Source organism: Micromonospora sp. DH13, assembly GCF_020873825.1.
Lineage (GTDB): Bacteria > Actinomycetota > Actinomycetes > Mycobacteriales > Micromonosporaceae > Micromonospora > Micromonospora haikouensis.
This window is the reverse complement of record NZ_JAHWGR010000077.1, coordinates 1-3,593: the sequence shown is the minus strand read 5'-3', so window position 1 is coordinate 3,593 and position 3,593 is coordinate 1. Positions and strand designations below refer to the sequence as shown.

The 3,593-nt window shown below is 73.1% G+C and carries 4 protein-coding genes; 2 read left to right on the top strand and 2 right to left on the bottom strand.

Annotated elements, in window-relative coordinates; translation table 11 throughout:
* The coding region (locus tag LPA42_RS33240) for a Vms1/Ankzf1 family peptidyl-tRNA hydrolase (protein ID WP_255705525.1) at positions 1-683 on the bottom strand (683 nt) is incomplete at its 3' end.
* Between the two features lie 189 nt (positions 684-872).
* Here LPA42_RS33240 and LPA42_RS33235 point away from each other — a divergent pair.
* On the top strand, positions 873-1,409 hold the full coding sequence (locus LPA42_RS33235) for a hypothetical protein (RefSeq protein ID WP_043968703.1): 537 nt from the start codon (positions 873-875) through the stop codon (positions 1,407-1,409).
* A 56-nt stretch (positions 1,410-1,465) separates the two neighbouring features.
* On the opposite strand, the gene LPA42_RS33230 is transcribed toward LPA42_RS33235, so the two are convergent.
* Positions 1,466-1,804 (bottom strand): DUF3817 domain-containing protein, encoded by a 339-nt coding sequence (locus LPA42_RS33230; RefSeq protein WP_077939928.1) that lies wholly within the window; start codon positions 1,802-1,804, stop codon positions 1,466-1,468.
* Between the two features lie 181 nt (positions 1,805-1,985).
* Here LPA42_RS33230 and LPA42_RS33225 point away from each other — a divergent pair, with 181 nt between their 5' ends.
* Entirely contained in the window at positions 1,986-3,464 is a 1,479-nt protein-coding gene (locus LPA42_RS33225) for a glutamate--cysteine ligase (RefSeq protein WP_077939912.1), read from the top strand.
* The last annotated feature ends 129 nt before the right edge of the window (positions 3,465-3,593 follow it).

Here is a 3,593-nt window from a genome sequence, read left to right as displayed (position 1 = left end):
GACCCGGCGTCGGTACGCACCAGCACGTCCTGCCAGCGCTCCGGCAGCTGGGCGGCGATCATGCCGGTGGCCCGCACGTCGCCGGCGACCACCACCACCTCCGCGCCGACCTTCTCGGCCAGCTCCACGGTGGCCGCCGCCGCGTCGCCGGCGTTGTGGTGCCAGGCCTCCATGGCGGCCCGCTGGTAGCGCGACTGCGACCAGCCGCCCGGGCTGACGCGGCGCAGCGGGAAGTCCTCCCGGCCGGTGACGTGAGCGCGGCGGGGCACCCCGCCGGCGCTGACGGCCACGGCGTCCGCGCCCCTGCGGTCGGCCAGCACCCGCACCCAGGCGACCTGTTCACCGCGCTGGGCGAGCAGCGGCATGGTGTGCGGCAGCTCCGACACGGTCGCCAGGTCCCGCAGCGGCGGGGCGGACAGGTACTCGGTGAGCACCGCGCGGCCCCGGGTGGCGAACACGGCGATGCCGTAGTCGCCCGCCATCGGGTCGTGGCCGCGGACGACCCGTTCGACGGCGTCCACGGTCGGCGCGTCGGCGCCCTGCTCCAGCAGTCGCCCCTTGAGGGCCCGCCAGCGCAGGTCCAGCGCGGGTCGGGCGTCGTGGGTGTCCCGGGAGGCGTCCAGGTAGACCGAGCACCACGGCCCGGGACGGTCGTAGAGCGGGCGCAGGAAGGACAGCTGCATGCTCGACCCCTTTCCGGCTCGGCCCCCCGCATACCCGCGCCGGTCGCCTTGTCACCTCACCCGGCGGCCCCGTACGCAAGCGCGCCACGAACATGACTCGCGTTCATTCATGTCGTTCGGCCGCGCCGCCGGATACGATCGGTGCAGCGAATCGGACTCTCCGTGGTGAACGACTCTCGGTGGTGGACAATGGACGGCGACCTCGACTACCGGCGGATCGCTCGCCCGACGCAGCGGATCGTCACCGGCCGCGTCGTCCGGTTGCTCGACGGCTATCCGCGTGAGCTGAAGATCGGCCAGCCCGTGCTCGTCGCCGTGGTGACGGCCGCCAGCGTGATGGGGCTGCTGCTGCTGGCGTTCCGTTCGCTGCTGTCCAGCGGCGGTGGTGGCGCCCGGCGCACCTGGAAAGAGCTGCGCAAGGGGCCGGAGTTCCTGGTCACCCCGCTGCGGCTGCGCGACTCCAACGACCAGCTGTGCGAGGTGGAGCTGCACGGGCACCTGGCGCAGAGCGCGCTGCATCCGGCCGACTGGGTGCAGATCACGCTCAAGCCGCAGGATCCGGACCTGCCGCCCCGGGTCGAGCAGATCGTCAACCTCACCACCGGGCAACTGCTGCGCCCCCGCCACGCCACCCTGTGGAGCCACCTCGGGCCGCCGCTGCTGCTCCAGGCCATCCTGGGTGCGCTGCTGGTCCTCGTGGTCGCCGCGGCGATCCTGCTGATCTGAGCTTTGCGGCACCCGGCACCCGGCACCCGACACGGGGCACGGGGCGCGCCGGGCGGTCAGCCGACCGGGGTGAGGGGGCGGTCGGGGTCGGGCGCGGTGCGCAGCATGCCCCGGCGGGCCGCCCAGCGTTCGAAGACCAGGGTGGCGAACGGCGGCACGGAGCAGGCCAGCGCCACGAGGGTCGGCCACGTCCGCCACCGGTGCAGCCGGGCGACGGCCAGCACGAGCACGCCGTACGCGACGAACAGGCCGCCGTGGATCGGGCCGAAGATCTTCACGCCGATCTCGTTGCCCGGCGGCCCGTACTTGACGGCCATGCCGACCAGCAGGGCCAGCCAGGTGCACGCCTCGGCGACCGCCGCCGCGACGAACAGCTTCGTGATCTTCTCGCGCATCGTCTCCCCCACCGGTTGCCGGCCATGCTAGCCAGCCCGTCCGGCACCTCGTCGGCGCGGGGAGCGGAGGCGACGGGGATCACGCGGGCCACAGGTGGGTACGTAGAGGGACCTTCGGGTCTTCCCCCGGGCCACCGAGGCGTGCGAGGTTGGGGGAACCAACGGTGACAGGGCGGTGACCATGGGCGAGGAAGTCGGGGCGCGCACCTTCAGTCGGGAGGACCGGGCCCGCTACCGGGAGAAGGTGCACCGGTGTCTGGACGTCTTCGCCGAGATGCTCCGGGAGTCCCGGTTCGACGTCGAGCGGCCGATGACCGGGCTGGAGATCGAGCTGAACCTGGTCGACGAGGAGTCCATGCCGGCGATGCGCAACGCCGACGTGCTCGCCGCGATCGCCGACCCCAGCTTCCAGACCGAGCTGGGGCAGTTCAACGTGGAGATCAACGTCGCGCCGCGTCGGCTGGCCGGCACGGGCACCGCCGCGTTCGAGGAACACGTGCGGGCCAGCCTCAACGCCGCCGAGACCAAGGCCCAGGGCGTCGGCGCGCACATGGTCATGATCGGAATCCTGCCGACGCTGCGCCCTGAGCACCTGACCGCCGAGACGCTGTCGGCCAACCCGCGCTACCAGCTGCTCAACGAGCAGATCTTCGCCGCACGCGGCGAGGACCTGCGGATCTCCATCAGCGGGGTGGAGCGGCTCGCGACCACCGCCGACACCATCACCCCGGAGGCGGCCTGCACCAGCACCCAGTTCCACCTCCAGGTCAGCCCCGCGCAGTTCGCCGACCACTGGAACGCCGCCCAGGCGGTCGCCGGCATCCAGGTCGCCCTCGGCGCGAACTCACCGCTGCTGTTCGGCCGGGAACTGTGGCGCGAGACCCGCATCCCGCTGTTCCAGCAGGCCACCGACACCCGGGCCGAGGAGATCAAGGCCCAGGGGGTACGCCCCCGGGTGTGGTTCGGCGAACGCTGGATCACCAGCGTGTTCGACCTGTTCGAGGAGAACGTGCGCTACTTCCCCGCGCTGCTGCCGGTGTGCGACGCGGAGGACCCGGCCGAGGCCCTGGCCCGGGGCGACGTGCCGAAGCTCGCCGAGCTGCGGCTGCACAACGGCACCGTCTACCGCTGGAACCGGCCGGTCTACGACGTGTACAAGGGCCGCCCCCACCTGCGGGTGGAGAACCGGGTCCTGCCCGCCGGCCCGACCGTGCTCGACACCGTCGCCAACGGCGCGTTCTACTTCGGGCTGGTCCGGGCCCTCGCCGAGTCGGACCGGCCACTGTGGTCGCAGATGTCGTTCAGCGCCGCCGAGGAGAACTTCAACGCCTGCGCCCGGCACGGCATCGACGCCCAGGTGTTCTGGCCCGGCCTCGGCTACCTGCCGGTCACCGAGCTGGTGCTGCGCCGGCTGCTGCCGCTGGCCCACCACGGCCTCGACCGCTGGGGGCTCGACCCGGCCGAGCGGGACCGACTGCTCGGGATCATCGAGCAGCGCTGCCTCACCGGGCGCAACGGCGCGACGTGGCAGGTGGAGACGCTGCACCGGCTGGAGTCCGCCGACCACCTGGACCGGCCCGAGGCGCTGCGCGAGGTCGTCCGCCACTACGTGGAGCTGATGCACAGCAACCGCCCCGTCCACGAGTGGCCGATCCCCTGACCGTGCGGTCCCCTGACCATCCGGGCCCGGCCCGGGACCGGGCGAGGAGCCCAGGCCGGCGGGCCCGCGCTCGGGGCTAGGGTGGTCCGGTGCCGAACACCGACGCGGCGATCGACGCCGCCCTCGCCC